Raw genomic sequence first — 19284 nt, 5'->3', positions numbered from 1 at the left:
AAATCATTTAGCATGTTAATTCAAAATTTTTCTTTCAAAACACGCTTTTAAACACTAAAAAAACACCGTTAATCTATTATTTTTACGTTTTGTGGAATACTAAATTAATTGGAGTTAAAAGTAACCTTAGTTGGTAACTCAAAAATTTCCAATCCAAAATAAGGAACTGCTGCTATAAGATGATCAAACACATCGGCCATAATGTATTCATAGTTTTCCCAACGCTTATCTGAACTAAAAGCATAAATTTCTAAAGGAATGCCCTGTGTTGTTGGCGCGAGTTGTCGAGCCATAATCATCATATCTTTATTAATGGCAGAATGGCTTTTTAAATACGAATCAATATACTTTCTAAACACCCCCAAGTTTGTAAGGTTTCTTCCATTTAAAAGCAATTCTTTATTAATGTTATTTCCTGAATTAAAAGTTTGAATATCTTTTTCACGCGTTTCTAAATACGCTGTAATTAATTGTATTTTTTTTAATTCATCTACATCATTATCAGTTAAATACTTAACACTACTTTGAGTAATATTTAAAGCACGTTTAATACGCCGACCTTCAGATTTTGTCATACCTCTCCAGTTCTTAAACGAATCAGAAATAAGCGCATAAGTAGGAATAGTAGTTATGGTTTTATCAAAATTTTGAACTTTAACCGTTGCCAAATTAATTTCAATAACATCCCCATCGGCACCATATTTTTCAAAAGTAATCCAATCTCCAATATGCACCATATCATTGATAGATACTTGAATACTGGCAACAAAACCCATAATGGTATCTTTAAAAACCAAAATAATAACAGCTGATATTGCCCCTAAGCCCGTTACAAATTTTATAAAAGGCGTATTGGTGATAATAGCAATGGCAGACATAAATCCAGCTCCCCAGGCAAAGATCATAAATACTTGAATGTAACTATCAATAGGTTTGTCTTTAAGACTCGGAAGAGTTTTAAAAAAGTCTTTTAAAGCATGTAAAAAACTTCTAATAATCCAAAGCGCTAAAACAATAGCAAAAACTTGCAGACTTTTTTCAACAAAATTTTCTAAATGGCTAAAATCAATTAAAACAATTGGAACAAACTCCAATGCAATTAAAAAAGGAATGATATGTGCAATGTTTCTAGGGACTTTATTAGCCACTAATAAATCATCAAAATTAGATTTTGATGCAAGTGCAAATCTGCTAAATGTAGTAACTAAAATACGTCGAATAACATAATCAACTGCAAATACAACAATCAATAAGGCTGCTAACAATGCAAACATATTGAGGTAGGTAGACAAGGTTTCAGAAAAACCTATTTCAATAAGATGATTGTATATAAAATGATAATATTTAGAAGACACTTCATTGATTTTTTCCATTATTGAGCAGGTTTTAAATATTTCCTGTCAACATAAAATGTACCAAAAGGAATGATGGCTGCTAAAAGTACCCAACCGAATTGTTTATTGGTCCATTTAAAATCGTTTTTAAGCATAATGGCTAGTGCTACATAAGCTATAAACAAGATACCATGTGGCATACCTAACATTTTAACATATTGCGGATCCTCTAATAAGTATTTAATTGGTGTGGCAATAAACAACAATAAAATATATGAAACACCTTCTAAAAGTGCGACAATACGAAAGATATTTACAAATGAAAACATATGAATTTATTTATGGTGCAAAAATATAACACCAAGACTGATTAACAGTACCTTTTAAGAAATTTTTATAGAACGTTAAAGATAATGAGCCCATAGATAGCGAAACGCACAAATCGTAATGAACCATAAATCAATACATTTTTAAAAGGAAATTCAATAATACCGGCTGCCATACAAGCAATAGAAAAGGGTAGAGGTAATACTGCACCTACCATAATTAAAAAACCGCCCCATTTTTTGGAATTTTTAAGCTGCTTTTCCATTTTAACCTCTAAGTAATTATGAACGGATGGCATTTTGGTAATGCTGCGTCCCATCCAATACGACACCATACCGCCAGCGTATGATAAAACGGCCAAAACACTTAAATAAAACCAGGGACTTAATAATTTTCCTGCCCAAGCAATAAATATTTCTGGTGGCACAAGTCCCAAAAGGGTTTCGGAAGCAAAAAAGAAACTAAGCACACCATAAGCAGGTAAAATTTCTGTTAGGTGAACCAAAGCACCATTAATATCAAAAAAATGATTGATGATATAAACAATTCCTATTATACCAATAATATAAGGCAATGCTTTTATAACTGCCTGAATAACAAATTTATAAAATCCCGTGTAGCTGTAATACTGATGCAATAAATGCAAACGAGATTTTCCAGCTTTTGATTTTTCTTTAGGTTTCATTATTCTTAACTAATTTAAGGCGTACAAATATAACAGTTAAGGTACTAAAACGAAAATGCAATTAATTTATTTATGATTATTTAACAATTAATATTCATTGTAAATTAACAAACGCAATTAACTGTATATTAGATATTAACAGTTTTAAAATTTAATTTTTTATTTAAAGTAATTAAAAAGGCTGCTTTTTTTATTTAAGCAGCCTTATCAATGGATTAATTAGAGGGATTACTAATCGTTTGATGCCATAAGTGCAAAAAACTTGTTGATATTAGGTAAAATAACAATACGTGTTCTTCTGTTTTTAGCTCTATTTTCACTGCTGTCATTTCCAGCAATAGGTAAGTAGCTACTTCTTCCAGAAGCTATTAATTTTTCTGGTGCTACACCATAAGTGTTTTGTAATTTTCTAACCACTGAAGTGGCACGCAATACGCTCAAATCCCAGTTATCAGCTATTTTAGGAGTGCTTATTGATCTAGAATCTGTGTGACCTTCAACCATAACTTCAATACTTGGCTCAGAATTGATAATACTGGCTATTTTTTCTAAAATAGTATTTGCTTTATTACTCAATTTATAACTTGCAGTATTAAAAAGCATTTTATCTGAAATAGAAATCATAACTACGGTTTGATCAATATCAATTGCAATATCTTCATCTTCATTAAGGCTGCTGTTATCTAATGATTTATTTAAGTTATATGATACTGCTAAATTCATAGAATCTTTAAGGGTTGTGGCTTTTCCTAATTTTTCTTGATTAACATGTTTTAAAGTTTCCCGCATGCTATTTTTTGTTTCATTGGAAATTACAGCAACATCACCAACTGTTTCAAATTTCACATCATTTTCTTTTTTCAATGAATTTATTTTAGAATTGTATGTATCTACACGTTCTTGAATTTTAGCAAACTTAGTTTCAAGTTCTTCGTTTTCTACACGTACTTTAGTTAGCTCGTTTTTTATTTCGCCATTTTCCTGTTCAAGCGCTACGTATTTCTTTTTAGAAACACAGGCTGTAAGTACTATAGTTGTAAGTAATGCAATTGATAATTTCTTCATAATTATTTTTTAATGTATTATTTACCCATAGTTACGATTAAAAAGACCATAGAGATTACAATAATTTAAAATAAAATGTATTATGCAGACATACAACAATTTAGATATAATATTTTTTATGAATATTCATAAAGCCAGTGAGGTATTAGTAATTCTATTTTACATAATATAAATTATAGTACATTTCACAACAATTAGCGAAATAGCGCTTTTGGGCGATATTTGACATAATTGCAGATATAATGTCTTTAGACTTATATCGATAGTAATTATGACAAGCTAATTGTGGCTTCGTAGTTGTATTTATTATTGTGTAGCTATAATTCTCTATTATGTAAAATATCCCAGAAGCATTTGTTTTCTTATGTATCTATAATTAGCCGTTATGTAAAATAGCCGCTACCAAGCGCTCGATTGCTTTTATAACACAAATGCGAAGATTTGTTTTGGCTAAAACAACGGGAATGGGTGCTTTAGTTAGATTGATTAATGATATTTATTTAGATATAAACCCAAAAAACAATAAAACTGTAGAAGAGCTAAAATTAGCATTAAAAGAAAGATTTGAATCGATAGAAGAAAATTCTGATCTATATTTTAGTCCGACTAGTAATTTTGTTAAAGGAGCAGGTCAAGGATTACAATCAAAACTTTATAAGCAAATAGCATTTGATTTAGGTTATAGAACTAGTCCAGATTAACTTTTAATAGTTAAATCTAAATCTTGTAGATATTCAGTTTTTGGCTCTTCAGCTAAAAATAAACTTAATTGCTTTTTATCTTTAAATCCTCTGATTTTTGATTTATATAGTTCAACAGTTTGAGGATTTAAAATTTCTTTTTTTCTTGCTTTACTTATATCTAAATATTCTGTTTCCATATCAATACCAAGATACCTTCTACCTAGCATATTTGCTGCTATTCCTGTAGTACTACTACCTGCAAAAGGATCTAGTATCCATGCATTTGGTTGTGTAGATGCTAAAATAATTCGAGTTAAAACAGATAGAGGTTTTTGAGTTGGATGTTTTGTACAACTTTTTTCCCAAGGAGCAATAGCTGGTAATTTCCAAACATCTTTCATTTGCTTGTTTCCGTTAAGTTCTTTCATTAATTCATAATTAAAATAATGAGGAACTTTTGGAAGTTTTCTAGCCCAAATAATTTGCTCGGTTGAATGTGTAAAATATCTACATGAAAAATTAGGTGGAGGATTTGACTTTTGCCAAGTAACCACGTTCAATATTTTGAAGCCTAATTCTGTTAAAATTTGACCTACACTAAAAATATTATGCATTGTACCACTTATCCAAATGGTACCATTATCTTTCATCTTATCACGAGCTAATGTTAACCATTCTCTGTTAAAGTTGTTTATATACTCTGTTCCTAAAGATTTGTCCCATTTACCCTTATTAACAGAAACAATTTCACCACTTTGTATTGATAAACCATTATTAGACAAAAAGTATGGTGGATCGGCAAATATCATATCAAACTTATGGTCAAACTTTTGCATAAGTTGATTTGTATCTCCATGTAGCAGATAAAAATTTTTATCTCTAGACTTATAATATGGTTTAAGCTTTGCCATTTATATTAAAAAAAAGAAATATAAAAGTATTAATCAGAAAACTTCTGGGTTTTCTTCTTTTACTTTTTTGATGAATGCGTCTAATGAAGTAAGGTTGTATAAACTTGGTATAATATTAAATGCTTCTTGTAATTTATTTTTTGCGCTGAACCAACCTCGACCATCAGTAATCCATACAAATTCAAAGTTATCATATTGATTTATTTTCGGAGCTAAATCAGAATATGATCTAGCAGTCTCGTTTAATTTAGAGCCTCCACCATTATAATAATTTACTTCTATCAGGTATGTTTTTACACTTGTTTTAATTATAAAATCAACTCTTTTTAAATCACCTCCTAAACTTAATATTTCAGGATAATCAGTTAAATAAACTTCTTTTTTATGAAAAATATTATGTTTTTGAAATATTTTGGAAACCGCTTTTTCCATATTACTTCCACCTCTATTCTTACGTGCATTGCTGTCTAAACCAACTTCTACACCAAAAACATAATCAACTAAATTTGTGATATTTTTATTTCTAAAAACACCTCCTAATCCCGTTTCTTCTATAAATTCAAAAACTTTATTTGCGTCATTAAAATATGATTGAACTAAAACTACATCTCCATTCAAATCAATTGTTTTTTTCTTATCCTTTTTCCTTACAGCTATAAGTATTCCTAGAACTTCAAAAGCTTTTGGGTTTTCATTGAAAACTTCACTAATTGCAGTTTTTAAATCATCTTTACCTATCAAATAGTTAAGTTGATTTAACTTTAATGAAATCTTATTAACGTTTGTAATAATCTTATCAAAGTCAGTATAATAATCAAGAGTAGCGTTAGTTTCGCTTAATTCGTTTAAGAAATCATCAAATTGCTTTTGCATATTCAGCTTCTGTAGTATAATTAGTTATCAATAATTCGTTAAGTTTTCCTCTTTTGTCAGGATTTGCATTTATACTTCTTCGAGCCTGAACTCTATTAATATTAAAGTTTGAGTATAAATCATCAAAAAAATTATCGTTTGGATTTTTCCCTTTAACATCTGAATTACTTAACATCCAATAATGTTCATTTGTATTTAGCTTTTCACAAAAGTCTCGCAGACGTATTTGTTCATTGTCATTGAACTCATCTTTTGCATATGAATTAAAACTTGAAGTATTACTTAATGGCTTATATGGTGGATCAAAATAAAAGAAAGTGTCCTTGTCTACATGAAACATAGTATCCTCAAAATCTCCATTTAATATTTCTACTTTTTCCAATAACTTACTTACTACTAATAAATTTTCTTCATCACAGATTAAAGGTGTTTTATAACTCCCTATGGGAACATTAAATCCATTTGATTTATTTACTCTATATAAGCCATTAAAACATGTTCTGTTCAAAAAGATGAATAAAGAAGATTGTTCTACATTACCTGATTCACGAGTATTAAATAAAGCTCTTTTTTTATAATAATATTCCTTTCTCGCATCACTATCATTTATAAACTGATGATATTGTGATTGCCATTCATCTAATTGTTCAATTACTTCTCGAACATTATTTCTAATTGTGATATATGTATTTGTAAGATCTGTGTTAATATCATTTATAACAGCTTTTTTTATGTTAGGATATTTATTAAGCATCCAAAACATTACTGCTCCACTACCTACAAAAGGCTCAATGAAAGTAAATTCTTTTTTCTTAAAATCTTGTGGTAAAGAGTTTTCAATTTCATTAATAAGTTGGCTTTTTCCACCAGCCCATTTAAGAAACGGTTTTGCTGTTTTCAATTATTCAGGTTTTTTGATTTCTCAAATATAACAAGTATAAATTCAATAAGAATTGAAGAGCTAGCAAAGTTTTTAACACTCTTCAAATAATACCATTTCACACACATTTCACTACTCTCCTATTGTCGTTTCGTAAAAAGCGTGTTTCATTAACATTGTAGAGAAAAAATTGAGAAGAAAAAAATAAGTAAAAGTAGTCGTTTAAACTTCACTTTTTACCAAAGCAAAGTTACATAACGCAGAACATTATAGTACATTTTACAACAATTAGCGAAATAGCGCTTTTGGGCGATATTTGACATTATACTGTACAATCATTTTTTAATTACAACTATTAATATTATGTAAAATAGAAATTAAACTTTTGAACTTCTTAATCAGTTCATTTTTTAGAACTAATAAAGGTTTCTCTTAAGAATGTGATTTAACAAGAATAGCAATCACTATTTGATTTCTTCTTCAATAAAAGTAGAATCAACACCAGCCTCTATTGCTTTTTTTAATTGATAAAACGCTTGCTGAATTTTAGATAATGGAGAAGCTATATTCATACGCATAAACTGTGTGTGTGTACTTTCAAACCAATCACCGGGTGCTAAAGCTAATTTTGCTTGCATCACAACCAAATGTTTTAAAGCGGCATCCGATAGATTAAGTTTAGTAAAATCTAACCAAACTTGATAAGTTCCTTCTGGTTTGTAAAATACAACTTCAGGTAATTCATTTTGAATAAAATTTTCAATCCACTGCATTGACTTTTCAAGATATACCAGCAACGCATCCAACCACTCCTCCCCTTTTGTATATGCCGCTATTGTTGCATTAGCAGAATAAATACTTCCGTGACCTAAATATAACGATTCGACAGTGTGCTTAACTCGATTAAGTATCTCACTATCAGCAATATATAAATACCCATTTGCAATACTCTGCATACCAAAGGTTTTTGCTGGTGAACCTAAAATTGTAATATGATTTTCACTTTTATTTAATGAAGCCATGCTAATAAACTGTGAGTTTGAATAGACAATTTCTGAATGAATTTCATCGCTAATGACAGTAATGTTGTATTTATTGGCAAGGTCTATTAGCGTTTGCAATTCGTCTTTAGACCAAACACGACCAACAGGATTGTGTGGATTACAAAGTAAAACAGCTTTAATATTTAGGGTTTTAAACTTGCGCTCTATATCTTCAAAATCCATGAAATACAGACCATTAACCATTTTTAGTTTATTGTGAATCACTTTTCGTTCAGCAGATTCTATAACCTTAAAAAACTGATGATATACAGGTGTTTGCACTAATATACCATCACCTTTTTCAGAGAGTTCTCTTATCAACACACCTATACCAGTAAGTACACTTGGAACCTGAACAAACAATTTTGGATGTAAGTGTAATTTATGGCGTTTTAAATTCCAATCAGATATAGCTTTAAAAACCTCATCTGTATTAAACTCATAAGCATACATATTTCTAATGACCAATTTTTGTAAGGCTTCTTGAATAGGCTTTGCTATTTCAAAATCCATATCTGCTACCCATAATGGCATTAAATCTGTTGCTCCAAACATGCTCTTTAAATGCTTAGGATTACTTTTTGAAAAATTCTGCTCTACGGTGTGTATTTTATCAAATTGAGTCATTCTATTATATTTATTTACAGACGTTTTATTAAACAAAGACGCAAAAAAATAGCCTTACAAAAATGAAAGGCTAAATTAGCGTTAATTAGCTATTAAAAAAAGGGTTATTTTTCAGCATACACGCCAAGACTAACAATATTATTATCACTTGCTTTGAATGCTTCTAATTCTTCAGGACAGCATACGTAACTCATTAACACATCATCTGGTATATTAATAATGCGTTCTTTAGTAATAGTAATATTTTTAAAGCCTGCATCTTTTATTGCTTGTATATAGTCTTCTTGTTGTAATGCTCCCGAAATACAACCTGCATACATTTCGGCAGCTTCCATAATACCTTTTGGTAAAATGCCTCTTAATACAATATCCGACATGTTAAAGTGTCCTCCTGGTTTTAATACTCGATAAACTTCTTCATAGGCTTTCTTTTTATCTGGAACCAAGTTTAAGACACAATTGCTCACTGAAACATCAATACAATTATCCTTTAATGGAAGGTTTTCAATTTCACCTAAAACAAAATCTACATTGGTATACCCTAATTTTTGTTTATTTTCATTAGCTTTATCAATCATAGCTTGCGTCATATCCACTCCAATGACATGTCCTGATTCACCAACAATTTGGCGCGCAACAAAAACGTCATTTCCTGCACCAGAACCTAAATCTAAAACCGTATCACCTTCCTTTATTTTAGCATCGTTTGTTGGAATCCCACAACCTAATGCATAATCTGCATCAGCCTCATAACCCGCTACTTGAGAATAGCTTTCGTTTAGTGACCAATCTTGGGTTGACAAACCAGAACCTGTTGGACCACAACCACAACCGGCTCCAGAATTAACAACTTTAGTATACGCTTCTTTAACATGATCAATAATTTTTTTTGACATAATTTATTTATTTAAAGTGTTTTTAATTTAATTTTCACTCTATAGACGCCAGCCTAAAAAAAAGACGCAAAAAAAATTATTACTCACAAGATAGCTTACGGTTTTTAGCTGTATAATCCATAACATTCCCATAAATATCTGTAGATATAGCACAACATTGGTTGTAGGAAGATTTTAGTAATTCTCTGCCGCGTTGTACTCTTGATTTAGCACCTGAATACGAAATATTTAAGCGTTTTGCTATTTCTTTTTGAGGAACATTTTCAATATCTGCCATAATAATGGCTTGTTTATATTTTTCAGGAAGTGAATTTATAAACGGACTAATACAATGTGCTAATTCAGAAGTGAGTGAATCATTTGAATATTCAACAGATTCAATATCCTCTGTAGAGATATCAAACTTTAATTTTCTGAAGTGAGAAACTATTTCATTACGTGTAATCTGATAAATCCAAGACACTAATTTTTCTTTATTCTTTAGCGTGTCAAACTTTGTAAATGCTTTTAAAAAAACGTCTTGAACAATATCTTTGGTAAGATCAGGGTCTTTAACCTTGCTATTAACAAAATTTGCCAATCGGTCATTCATATCATTCCAAACGTGTATAATTTCAGTATTCATAACAACAAAAATAAATCAAAGATTTATTTATAGACGAAAAGAATTAAAAAAGACGCAAAATATTTAAATAAAAAAGGGCTGCAAATAAGCACTCCTCATCCTACTTCAATTCCGCTCAGTACAATGCAAGTTCATGGCAAAATAGATGAACTTTTTTTGAATATAATAAAAAAATAAATTATTTATTGCGAACATAAATCAGTTTAAATCGACCATTACTTTGGTCTCGTTGTTCTGTTTCAAATTGGTTTAAAGATTTAAATAATGGCGTTAATTTTTCAAACCCAAAATTACGAGAGTCAAAATTGGGTTGTTTTTTAAGTATTAGCGATCCTACATCTCCTAAAAATGCCCATCCATCTTCATCAGCAGCATCAGACACTGAATTTTTAAGCATTCTTATCACTTTAGGGGTTAAATTATCTAAATTAGATTTAGTTGATTTTCCTCCAATTTGAGTTTCGTCTGTATTGGATTTTAAAATTTCTAAATAGATAAATTTATCACAAGCAACAATAAACGGATCAGGGGTTTTCTTTTCTCCAATACCATATACTTTTAAACCTGCTTCTCTTAGGCGTGTTGCTAACTTTGTAAAATCACTATCAGATGATGCTAAGCAAAACGCATCTACCTTATTAGAATATAAAATATCCATAGCGTCAATAATCATTGCTGAATCTGTAGCATTTTTTCCAGTGGTATATCCATATTGCTGTATGGGTGTGATGGCATTTTCAAGCAAAATATTTTTCCATTTAGATAAATGGGGTTTTGTCCAATCTCCATATATACGTTTTATGGTTGGCGAACCATATTTTGTAATCTCTTCCATCATTTCAGTTACATACTTAGAAGGAATATTATCGCCATCAATTAAAACAGCTATTTTTAGGTCTTTTATCATATTTTATAAAGATACTGAAATATGTTAAACTTTAAGTTTATTACTAAAAACTTAATTTTTAACATAAAAAAAATCAATTAACGATTTCTTTTATGTTAAATTTAAATCGACTAATTCAAAATAATAATAATCTGCATTCTTTCTCTATGAAAACAAACAAATCTTATCGCATTAAAATTATTTATTTCTTACTAATTTTTACATGCTTTGTAACACCAAAACATTTAGAAGCTCAAAAAAAGAATAAAAAGAATAAAAGCAACGTTGAAGTTGCTGCTGATAAAGCATCAGACACTAAAAAAACAAAAAGTATAAAAGAGCTTGTAAAAGCTAGTAAAAAATTTGAAGGATTGTTTAGCATCTATCAAGATACTATAACGGGAACATTACAAATGATTATACCTGAAGAAAGTATAAATAATGACTATATTTATTTCAGTCAAATCACCGATGGCCCCATGGATGCTGGCAGGTTAGTTAGAGGCTCTTATAGGGGATCCAAAATTTTTAAGATTAAAAAATATTTCAATAAAATTGAATTTATAACTCAAAATACATCATTTTATTTTGACCCCAATAGTACTTTGTCAAAATCTAAAGATGCTAATACCAGTGAAGGCAACATGGCTAGTATTAAAATTGAGGCTTATGATAAAAAAACAAAGGCATATTTAATTAAAGTAGATGATTTATTTTTAAGTGAAACACTATCACAAATTAAACCAGCTAGTAGCTCTGGTCAGCCGTCTTCTTCATTCAAATTAGGGTCTTTAAATAAGGATAAATCTAAAATTATAGCTATTAAAAACTACCCTGAAAATACCGATGTTAATGTGGAGTATGTTTACACCTCACCTTCTGTATCAAATAGTGGTTCCAATGCTCTGGCAGATCCTAGAAACGTGAGTATTAAAATACATCATAGTTTTATAGCCATGCCCGATAATGACTATGAAATTAGGTTAGATGACCCCAGAGTTGGATATTTTATAACTAAAGTAGATGATAAAACCTCTACCAGTGCCACTCCACATCGTGATTTAGTACACAGATGGCATTTAAAAAAGAAAGACTCCAGTGCCACACTTTCTGAACCTGTAACCCCTATTACTTGGTGGATAGAAAACTCAACCCCCTTAGAATGGCGCCAAACAATAAAAGATGCTGTTTTACAATGGAATGTTGCTTTTGAAAAAGCAGGATTTAAAAATGCCATAGTTGTGAAAATTCAGCCCGATGATGCTGATTGGGATGCTGGTGACATTCGATATAATGTATTGCGTTGGACTTCATCTCCTAAACCTCCTTTTGGTGGTTATGGACCGAGTTTTGTAAATCCTAAAACGGGGCAGATTTTAGGGGCTGATATTATGCTTGAATTTGCTCATTTTACCAATAGAGTGTTTTATGATAGAGTGTATGAATCTACTCCTCATTTAGAACCCTATCATCATACGGCATCTGAATTTCATGATTCCGCAACCAGCTATTGTACCTTAGGGCATCAAATACAACAAGATGTTATGTTTGCTAAAACCGCAGCCATGGTATCTGAATCTTCAGATTTTGAAATGGAGCGTATTAAAAAAGAATCTATGACCGCTTTAATCATGCATGAAGTTGGACACACTTTAGGATTAAACCATAATATGAAAGCCAGTCATTTATTTTCACCTGAGCAATTGGCAGATGCTGATTTTATAAAAGGTAAATGTTTAACGGCTTCTGTAATGGATTATGCTGCTTTAAATATAACGAGAGATAGAAGCAAACAAGGACAGTATGATGATGTAGCTGTAGGGCCTTATGATATCTGGGCCATCCAATTTGGATACACGCCTTTTGATTTAGAAACTGACCGTGAGGCCTTATTAAACCTGTCAACCAATCCCGAATTGATATTTGGTAATGATGCTGATGATATGCGATCTCCAGGAAAAGCCATTGATCCTCGTGTTATGATTAGTGACCAATCAAACAACCCGATTGCTTATTCTATAGATCGTATTTTATTGTCAACTGATTTAATGAAAAATGCGAAAGAAAAATTCACGAAAAGCGGACAGTCCTACCAAGAATTGCGTAATGTTTACAACTTATTAAGCGCTCAAAAAGCTACAGCAGCCGGAATTATTTCTAGATATATAGGAGGGGTTTATGTAGATAGAGCTATGGCTGGTCAAGAAGGAGCTACCAAACCTTACACTCCTGTAAGCTTAGAAGACCAGAAAAGAGCTATGGCCGCCCTTAATTCATATGTTTTTGCTCCAAACGCCTTTGATGTTCCTAATGATTTATACAATTATTTAGCTCAACAAAGAAGAGGCTTTGACTTTAGATCATCGCCTGAAGACCCTAAAATACATAGTCAAGTATTAGCTGCTCAAAAAAATGTACTAAATCATTTACTGCATTATAATACACTCCAGCGTATTTCTGATTCTGAGTTATATGGTAATGAATATTCGTTATCAACCTTTATGACGGATTTAAACCAAGCTATTTTTAAATCTGATATTTATGGCAATGTAAATACTTTTAGGCAAAACCTTCAATTAGAATATACTACCATGCTCATAGATTTATTAATAGGAAAACAAAAAGATAAATTTCAACACACGGCAAAATCTTTAGCATTATATAATTTAAAATCTATAAGAACGATGGCCGCTGCTACAGGAAATACCATTTCTAGAGCACATAAACAACATTTAAGAATACTTATTGATAATGCCATTGATGAGATTAAGTAATAATTAATAAATACCAATGGTTCAAAACAAAAAAAAAGCTACTTCAATTAAGAGGTAGCTTTTGTTTTTATGTTTAGTCGAATGTTTCTTTTTAGTGACAAACTATTTGTTTACTTTATGTTTCACTCGCCAATACACTTAAAAGTTTGCAAATTTAGCGCCATTTTAGAGATAATCAAGAATATTTTTCAATTTTTCCTTTCACCCCTTCAAAAAACTTATACAAATATTTGAAATCTGCCTCTACATTGTCTGTTGGATAAAATGGTTCTGAAATTTTATTTTGTCTGTTTTTAAAATCCAATGTAAACATAATGATAGGAACTTTAGCTTCTTTTGCTATATAATAAAAGCCTGTGCGCCACTTTTCTACTTTTCTTCGAGTCCCTTCTGGAGCCAGTGTCAACCTAAATTCTTCCTCATTATCAAACAATTTTGCAATAGCTTGAACTTTATTTTCATTATTAAACCTATCAACGGGAGCACCACCTAACCAGCGAAAAAACCAACCAATAGGAAAAACAAATAATTCCTTTTTGCCTATAAAATTAGTTTTAACCTGTACAATGGCTCTTAATAAAACGCCTATATAAAAATCATGCCAGCTTGTATGGGGTACCGCTATAATTACTGCTTTTTTAACAGTGTCTTTTGAAAAATTGGTATTGCCTACAATGCGCCATCTTAAAAGTTTAAAATAAATAAATGTGGCTACCCAGCGCATATTACATTTTTTTATAAAGCGCTTTCAGTTTTTCCTTTGTAATGGTTTTTTTCCAGTGTTTCCCAATAGCATTTTCCCATAGAGGTTCTAAGCCTAAAGCTATGTTTACCATCAGGTCCAACTCTTTATCACTTAAACCTGCACAAAGCCCTTGAGGTAAAGTAATGTTATGTGTTGTTTTCATGATTTTGAAAAGCTTTACACCTTCTGGGTAAAACTCTTCTAAATGATCAAATACAATACAGTTTCCTATTCCGTGTTTTACGCCTAAAACATAAGCCAAACCATAACTCATTGCGTGTGCTACCCCCACCTGAGAATACGCAATACTCATACCACCGTGCCAGGAAGCCATCATAAGTTTATCTTGTGTGTCCTCTTCAGTTAAATTATTGTCTAAAAAAATATCTTTACATAGCTCATAAGCCATGTTGCCATAACTTTGACTAAAAGCATTTAAATAGGTGCCATTTAGCGATTCTACACAATGAATAAAACAATCCATTCCCGTATAAAACCATTGGTTATTTGGTACACCTTTAGTCAATTCTGGATCTAAAAAAACTTGATCAAAAGGAGTGTAATCTGAATTAATGCCCAATTTTCTGGTGGGTCCTGTAAGTACGGTTGTTCGTGAAACTTCTGCCCCTGTACCTGAAATGGTGGGTATTCCAACGTGATAGATAGCAGGATTTTTTACTAAATCCCAACCTTGATAATCTTTAGCTTCGCCTTCATTGGTAATCATGATTGAAACAGCTTTGGCTAAGTCTAAAAGCGTACCGCCTCCAATACCTATAATTCCAGAAGGACGCTCTTTAGAACTTAAGATAATATCCTCTACCAATTCGTCTACCTGAGATGTTTTGGGTTCTTCTTTTGCTGAAATAAAAATAATTCTATCATCATAAGCTAAATATATTCTTGAGGTCAACCATGCATTATTTTTAAATACATCATCTATCAAATAAATAAATGGTGAATGGCTGTTAAGTCGTTTTGGGGCTAAAATTTCACTTAACTGATTGAAACTACCTCTGCCAAAAATAACTCTTGGCACCATTGGAAAGTTTTTATAGTTCATTTATATGTATTCTTTTTCAAGCAGTAAAAATACTACTTATTTAAAAATTACTTAGTCTTTATTCAAAAATCATTACAACAACTTTAAAACATCTTTTAAGCTACTTATTGTTTTATAATGCTTACCATTTGTTTCTTTTTTACTGACTTGTTCATGTACCCATGTTGTATGAAAAGGCACATGGATAGCGTGCGCTTTTATATTTACTAACGGCAAGACATCAGATTTTAAAGAATTCCCAATCATTAAAAACTCAGAAGGTTTAATATCTAAATGATTTAATAATTTAGAATAGTTTGTTTCTTTTTTATCACTTAATACTTCTATATGATGAAAATAATCAGTTAATCCTGATCGTTCCAATTTGCGTTCTTGATCTAACAAATCACCTTTGGTGGCTAAAATCAATCGGTATTTCTTAGATAGGGTTTTGAGTACTTCCTCTACACCATCTAATAATTCAACGGGTTTATTTAACATCGTTTTACCTATATTTAAAATAGCTTCAATAGTTTTTTGAGATACATCATAATTTGATTGTTCTAAAGCACTTTCCACCATTGAAAGTGTAAATGCTTTAACCCCATAGCCGTATAAAGATAAGTTATCAATTTCTTTTTTATATAATTCTTGATCCAACTTATTTAAGGTTTCATAACCTGAAAGTAGTTTTCCAAATTCTATTTCAGCCTCCCTAAAATACGTTTCATTTATCCAAAGCGTATCATCGGCATCAAAACCTATAACTTTTATATTTTTATAATCTTCTTTCAAATGATTATGTGTGTATTTTAATTAAAAAAAAGTATTTGTTTAGGAAAAGTAACTTATTATTTCCATATCTTTTTTGCACGTTCTAAATCTTCTGGCGTATCAATTTCTATACCTTGTACCGATGTTTCTACCATTTTAATACGTTTACCATATTCCAAATATCTTAGTTGCTCTAATTTTTCTGAAGCTTCTAATGCCTTCATAGGTAGTTTGTAAAAATCTAAAATGGCTTGTTTTCTAAAAGCATAAACCCCTTTGTGTTTGTAGTATTTAACGTTAACATTCTTATCTCTAAGATATGGTATTGGACTACGTGAAAAATACAATGCAAAGTCTGACTGATCTATCACTACTTTAACGGTATTTGGATTATTTATTTCTTCTTCCTCTTGAATATGTACCATCAAGGAAGCCAAATCTACTTGCTTTTCTGAATCATTTTTAAAAACTTCAATCAGTTTTCTTAAGGAAACTTCGTCTGTAAAAGGTTCATCACCTTGAACATTTATAACCACGTCAATATCCAAATTTTCCACAGCTTCAGCTATCCTATCGCTTCCACATTCGTGCTCCTTTTTACTCATAATAGCTTTTCCACCATTATTAACAATTTCGTCATAAATAATAGCACTATCTGTTACCACAAAAACATCGTCAAACAACTTAGTTGCAACAGTAGCTTCATAGGTGCGTCGTATAACCGTTTTTCCTCCAAGATCTTGCATTAATTTACCTGGAAAACGAGAAGCGGCATAGCGCGCTGGAATCATTGAAATTATTTTCATAGATGATATTAAATTATTTATTGTGAAATAAAAAAGGTATTAAGTATTGTAAATATCTAAGTCAAAAATAGACTATTTATTAGTTAGTTTTGCGTTTTACTGTTTTAAACTTTTTATACATTCTAAAAACAATTAGCAATATAACAACTACTAGTATAATTGCCAAAACAGGAATGAATATAGAAATAATGGACATGGCTGTTGCCGTAAATGTTTCAATAGTAGAAACTATAGGATTTGCAACACCAGCAGTACTTACAGTAGATGCTAATCTAGTAACACTTGATGAACTGGATATAGCTGCTGCCGTACCACCACCAGCAATAATAGCTAGTGCCCAAGTAATGAGTGGGCTTAAATCTACAACCGTAGACATCATCACTATGGTGCCTGCAAAAGCTGCTAATGGCACGGAAATACTGTCTAATAGATTATCTACATACGGAATAAAATAAGCAAAAATCTCAACTAAAGTTGCAACTCCCAATGTGATAAGAGCAGTAATGCTACCTATCCACTCCCAAGATTCATTAAGCGACCACATATTAAAATAAGACGCTAAGCTTAATACAAATAAAGGCAAAAACACTCTAAACCCTACAGATGCTGATAATCCAATTCCTAAACAAATACTTATAATAGTTTCTATTTCCATAGCTCAAACCTTTAAAAGCGATTATTAACTCCAACTCACATATCATTCAAAATTAAACGTTTTTTATATAGAATTTTGAAACTCTAAAGTTTCAAATTTAATTTCAAATTAAATGACAATGTACTTTTTATGCTTCTTCAAAAAAATCATCTTTAAAGCCTATTAAATATAAGGTTTCTTTAGCCCGAGTTACTGCAGTATATAACCAACGTAAATAATCCTTATCAATACCGTTTGGTAAATAAGGTTGTTCAACAAAAACAGTATTCCACTGTCCTCCTTGTGACTTATGACAAGTAATAGCGTACGAAAATTTAACTTGTAAAGCATTAAAATATGGGTTCTTTTTTACTTTTAAAAACTTTTTATACTTACTACTTTCAGATTCATAATCTTTCAAAACTTCCTGATATAATCTGTTGGAATCTTCATATGGCAATGAGGGGGTTTCGGCATCTATTGTATCTAATAGCAGAACCGTTTCAAAGGCTTGCATTCTTGGATAATCTACCATACGCACTTTAACTTCTGCAAATCGAAATCCATAAAGCTCTTTTATACTAAAAATTTCAAGCACTTCAATAATATCGCCATTGGCTATAAAACTGGCTTCGCTAGTTGGTTTTATCCAAAAGTAATTATTTTTAACTACCATTAAATAATCGCCTGCGGTTAATTCGTTTTCATTAAATAATATCCGGCTACGTATTTGCTGATTATACAAATTAGCACGCTTATTACTACGCACAATTATGGCTGTTTCCTCATTACCTAAATTGCTATAAGCATCGTTAATAGCGTCCATAATTTCATAACCATCTATCAGCCTTACAATATCTTTAAAGTTACTTAAATCGAACTTAAAGCCATCGTAAATACCTCCAGACAGCACTTCTCGTAAAACTGTTGCGTTTGCTAAAATTCCAGAGTTTTGATCTTGACGCATCACCTCGTCTAATTCCATTTTAGTTACTTCTTTATTAAAATTAAGAGCTAATAAATTTTCATCCAAAGCGGGGCTTAAATCCAATTTTACAGGAGGTAATTGAGCTGTATCCCCAATTAAAAGTAACTTGCACTGGTGACCTGAATATACATATTGCATTAAATCATCCAATAATGAACCATTTTCAAATAATTTAGAGTCAGCAGGTGTATCAGGAATCATAGATGCTTCATCTACAATAAAAATGGTGTTTTTATGCTTATTGGGTTGTAACACAAAACTAACACCTCCACCTTTATCCTTTTTGGGGAAATATATTTTTTTATGAATTGTAAAAGCTTCTTTTTTTGAATAATTGGAAATCACTTTAGCAGCTCTGCCCGTTGGTGCCATAAGCACGGCACTTTTTTTAGCTTTCCATAAATTAGTAACAATTGTACCAACAATGGTGGTTTTCCCTGTTCCGGCATACCCTTTAAGTACATAGAGGCTATTTGGCGTTTTGCTAAAAATAAATTCAGAAATTTGTTGTAAAACAATATTTTGTTTTAAGGTGGGTTGAAACGGAAATTGCTGTTTTATAAGTGAATAAAATTCGGATGAAGTCATTTATTTTGTTGCAAATTATAAATTATTCAAATATAAGAATGATTTTTATCCTCATACGTTTTAACGATTGAAAAAAAATTGTAGATTTGCGAAAGAGC

At 30.9% G+C, this 19284-nt stretch carries 19 protein-coding genes; 2 read left to right on the top strand and 17 right to left on the bottom strand.

All coding sequences use genetic code 11. The features are described from left to right. Nucleotides 1-104 precede the first annotated feature (104 nt). The 4 genes from APS56_RS01880 to APS56_RS01865 all read right to left on the bottom strand — a co-directional run bounded on the left by APS56_RS01880 (nt 105) and on the right by APS56_RS01865 (nt 3411). Nucleotides 105-1373 (bottom strand): mechanosensitive ion channel family protein, encoded by a 1269-nt coding sequence (locus APS56_RS01880; protein WP_054724244.1) that lies wholly within the window; start codon nt 1371-1373, stop codon nt 105-107. Next, nucleotides 1373-1663: a DUF3817 domain-containing protein gene (locus APS56_RS01875; RefSeq protein WP_054724242.1), complete on the bottom strand. Its 291-nt coding sequence runs from the start codon at nt 1661-1663 to the stop codon at nt 1373-1375. The genes APS56_RS01880 and APS56_RS01875 overlap by 1 nt, the downstream gene beginning before the upstream one ends. Before the next feature lie 65 nt (nt 1664-1728). Beyond that, nucleotides 1729-2346, bottom strand: coding sequence for a YqaA family protein (locus APS56_RS01870; RefSeq protein ID WP_054724240.1), 618 nt, complete (start codon nt 2344-2346; stop codon nt 1729-1731). Nucleotides 2347-2577: 231 nt separating this feature from the next. Then, complete coding sequence (locus tag APS56_RS01865; RefSeq protein WP_054724238.1) at nt 2578-3411, bottom strand: OmpA/MotB family protein; 834 nt, start codon at nt 3409-3411, stop codon at nt 2578-2580. A gap of 431 nt (nt 3412-3842) precedes the next feature. On the opposite strand from APS56_RS01865, the gene APS56_RS01860 reads away from it, so the two are divergent. Further along, entirely contained in the window at nt 3843-4112 is a 270-nt protein-coding gene (locus tag APS56_RS01860) for a hypothetical protein (protein WP_054724236.1), read from the top strand. On the opposite strand, the gene APS56_RS01855 is transcribed toward APS56_RS01860, so the two are convergent. The 7 genes from APS56_RS01855 to APS56_RS01825 form a co-directional block, all read right to left on the bottom strand. Further along, the gene (locus APS56_RS01855) at nt 4109-5005 is read right to left on the bottom strand and encodes a DNA-methyltransferase (protein ID WP_054724234.1); all 897 of its coding nucleotides are present in this window, start codon (nt 5003-5005) and stop codon (nt 4109-4111) included. The genes APS56_RS01860 and APS56_RS01855 overlap by 4 nt on opposite strands. A gap of 33 nt (nt 5006-5038) precedes the next feature. After that, nucleotides 5039-5878 carry a type II restriction endonuclease gene (locus tag APS56_RS01850; RefSeq protein ID WP_054724233.1) on the bottom strand — a complete coding sequence of 280 codons (840 nt, stop codon included), beginning with the start codon at nt 5876-5878 and terminating at the stop codon, nt 5039-5041. Continuing rightward, the gene (locus tag APS56_RS01845; RefSeq protein ID WP_054724231.1) at nt 5862-6779 is read right to left on the bottom strand and encodes a DNA adenine methylase; all 918 of its coding nucleotides are present in this window, start codon (nt 6777-6779) and stop codon (nt 5862-5864) included. Before APS56_RS01845 ends, APS56_RS01850 begins: the two co-directional genes overlap by 17 nt. Before the next feature lie 443 nt (nt 6780-7222). Beyond that, the gene (locus APS56_RS01840) at nt 7223-8428 is read right to left on the bottom strand and encodes a MalY/PatB family protein (protein ID WP_054724229.1); all 1206 of its coding nucleotides are present in this window, start codon (nt 8426-8428) and stop codon (nt 7223-7225) included. Between the two features lie 104 nt (nt 8429-8532). Further along, a complete protein-coding gene (gene arsM / locus APS56_RS01835) occupies nt 8533-9324 on the bottom strand; it encodes an arsenite methyltransferase (protein ID WP_054724227.1) in 792 nt (263 codons plus the stop codon). A 79-nt stretch (nt 9325-9403) separates the two neighbouring features. After that, complete coding sequence (locus APS56_RS01830) at nt 9404-9949, bottom strand: sigma-70 family RNA polymerase sigma factor (RefSeq protein WP_054724223.1); 546 nt, start codon at nt 9947-9949, stop codon at nt 9404-9406. A gap of 178 nt (nt 9950-10127) precedes the next feature. Continuing rightward, nucleotides 10128-10856 (bottom strand): NYN domain-containing protein, encoded by a 729-nt coding sequence (locus APS56_RS01825; protein WP_054724221.1) that lies wholly within the window; start codon nt 10854-10856, stop codon nt 10128-10130. A 146-nt stretch (nt 10857-11002) separates the two neighbouring features. Between APS56_RS01825 and APS56_RS01820 the strand changes: the two genes are divergently transcribed. Continuing rightward, a complete protein-coding gene (locus APS56_RS01820; protein ID WP_054731070.1) occupies nt 11003-13609 on the top strand; it encodes a zinc-dependent metalloprotease in 2607 nt (868 codons plus the stop codon). Between the two features lie 175 nt (nt 13610-13784). Here APS56_RS01820 and APS56_RS01815 read toward each other — a convergent pair whose 3' ends face one another. The 6 genes from APS56_RS01815 to APS56_RS01790 form a co-directional block, all read right to left on the bottom strand. Further along, on the bottom strand, nt 13785-14333 hold the full coding sequence (locus APS56_RS01815) for a 1-acyl-sn-glycerol-3-phosphate acyltransferase (RefSeq protein ID WP_054724219.1): 549 nt from the start codon (nt 14331-14333) through the stop codon (nt 13785-13787). A 1-nt stretch (nt 14334) separates the two neighbouring features. Further along, nucleotides 14335-15417 (bottom strand): iron-containing alcohol dehydrogenase family protein, encoded by a 1083-nt coding sequence (locus APS56_RS01810; protein WP_054724217.1) that lies wholly within the window; start codon nt 15415-15417, stop codon nt 14335-14337. 72 nt (nt 15418-15489) lie between these two features. Beyond that, nucleotides 15490-16191, bottom strand: coding sequence for an HAD family hydrolase (locus APS56_RS01805; RefSeq protein WP_054724215.1), 702 nt, complete (start codon nt 16189-16191; stop codon nt 15490-15492). 56 nt (nt 16192-16247) lie between these two features. Then, on the bottom strand, nt 16248-16976 hold the full coding sequence (kdsB, locus tag APS56_RS01800; protein ID WP_054724213.1) for a 3-deoxy-manno-octulosonate cytidylyltransferase: 729 nt from the start codon (nt 16974-16976) through the stop codon (nt 16248-16250). Between the two features lie 79 nt (nt 16977-17055). After that, entirely contained in the window at nt 17056-17631 is a 576-nt protein-coding gene (locus tag APS56_RS01795) for a DUF4126 domain-containing protein (RefSeq protein WP_054724211.1), read from the bottom strand. Between the two features lie 127 nt (nt 17632-17758). Beyond that, nucleotides 17759-19186 carry an ATP-dependent DNA helicase gene (locus tag APS56_RS01790; RefSeq protein ID WP_054724209.1) on the bottom strand — a complete coding sequence of 476 codons (1428 nt, stop codon included), beginning with the start codon at nt 19184-19186 and terminating at the stop codon, nt 17759-17761. Nucleotides 19187-19284 lie beyond the last annotated feature (98 nt).

This window comes from Pseudalgibacter alginicilyticus (assembly GCF_001310225.1).
Taxonomy (GTDB): Bacteria; Bacteroidota; Bacteroidia; order Flavobacteriales; family Flavobacteriaceae; genus Pseudalgibacter; species Pseudalgibacter alginicilyticus.
The sequence above is the reverse complement of the archived record's forward strand: the minus strand, read 5'-3'. Positions and strand labels throughout refer to the sequence as shown.